The organism is Streptodolium elevatio (genome assembly GCF_040649515.1).
Taxonomy (GTDB): Bacteria; Actinomycetota; Actinomycetes; order Streptomycetales; family Streptomycetaceae; genus Yinghuangia; species Yinghuangia elevatio.
Genome location: NZ_JBEZFP010000296.1, coordinates 1 through 1006, shown reverse-complemented (window position 1 = coordinate 1006; position 1006 = coordinate 1). Strand labels below are relative to the sequence as shown.

The following is a 1006-nucleotide window of genomic DNA, read 5'->3' as shown; positions in this document are numbered from 1 at the left end:
CCCAAGCCAAACCCAGGCCGAGCTGCGGCCCGCGCCTTGCGAGCGCACGCACCACGGCCCGCGGGCTATCCGACGCGAATTTGAAGACACTCCCTAGAGACACGCGGGGCGCGTACGGGAGTTCGCGCCGAGGCGCCCCCGCCCTCGACGGCACCTCGCGGCGGGACTGAGCCGGCGGATTGCGCATCACCGGGGCGGCGCCGGGCCGGCGCACGCGGGCGGGCCTCGCCGACGGCCTCTCGCTCCTCTTTGCGCGCACCGGCTTCGGAACCCCGCTCACCGCCCACCCCGCCGTCGAGGACGCTGCCACCGGGAACACCCCGCGTCCTCGCCACGGCGTCGTAACCGCCTGCCCGGCGACCGTTGCTGTGCCAGGTTCGACGCCACGTCTCGCCCACGTCGACACGCCGCCCCATGCGTACGGTTGGGATGGTGCGCGATCCGGGCTGCCGTCCGGAATACCGTGATGCCATGGACCCCGACGATGCCACGCTGATCATCACCGCCCGAACCGATGCCGGAACCACTGTCGTCGCGGTCGTCGGCGAGCTCGACCTGCTCAGCGCCGACCAGCTCCGCGCCGCCGTCGCCGACGCCCTCGCCGGGCGTCCCACCCCCACCTCTGTGGTCTTGGACATGACCGAGGTCGGGTTCTGCGACTCCACCGGCATCTCCGTCCTGGTCGCCGCCCGCAACCAGGCCGCCGAACTCGGCGCAACCTTCCACGTCAACGCATCCGACCCCGTCGCCCGCATCCTCGACATCGTCGGCCTGACCAGCCTGTTCCAAACCCCCGACGGGGACGAACCGCACCAGGCCGGCTGACCCCCACCGGGGTCCGCCGACTGCCGCGGCCCCGGTGTACGCCCGCCAAGTCGCGCCTGGCCGCCCCCCGCCTTCGGTGACCCGGCGGCACAGGACAACCGCTGTCCGGAGTTGGAGTGAAGGGGGGCGCTCCGGGCAGCGTGAGGTCATGATTCCGTTGATCGTGGTTCTGTTGCTGGCA

At 72.3% G+C, this 1006-nt stretch carries 1 protein-coding gene; it reads left to right on the top strand.

All coding sequences use genetic code 11. From position 1 onward, the window contains the following. Positions 1–471 precede the first annotated feature (471 nt). Positions 472–825, top strand: coding sequence for an STAS domain-containing protein (locus AB0C36_RS43165; protein WP_358365312.1), 354 nt, complete (start codon positions 472–474; stop codon positions 823–825). The last annotated feature ends 181 nt before the right edge of the window (positions 826–1006 follow it).

What these genes read in the sequence shown, in the direction of transcription:
- AB0C36_RS43165 (WP_358365312.1), top strand. Translation starts at nt 472, where the DNA reads ATGGACCCCGACGATGCCACGCTGATCATCACCGCCCGAACCGATGCC.